Genomic DNA, 262 nt, shown 5'->3' on the forward strand with positions numbered 1-262 from the left:
GGGGAGAACCCGCGCATGATGTTACCGATTTCGGCAAACGCCTCCTCCCACGCGATGGGCTGGTAGGTATCGCTGATAATGTCGTATTTCATCGGATGAGTGAGCCGGCCGCTGTTTTCCAGCTCAAAGTCGCTTTGCTGCCAAAGCTCGCTCAGCGTGTGGCGGGCAAAGAACGCCGGCGAGGCTTTTTTGCCGGTGGTTTCCCAGGAGACGGCCTTGACGCCGTTTTCGCACAGCTCCATCACCGAGCGGTGCTCCGGCT

The 262-nt window shown here is 59.5% G+C and carries 1 pseudogene; it reads right to left on the reverse strand.

The features are described from left to right. Positions 1 to 262 (reverse strand): annotated as a pseudogene (locus HWD93_RS18530) (formate dehydrogenase); the annotation flags it as partial.

It is taken from the genome of Curtobacterium sp. C2H10 (genome assembly GCF_025407985.1).
GTDB lineage: Bacteria > Actinomycetota > Actinomycetes > Actinomycetales > Microbacteriaceae > Curtobacterium.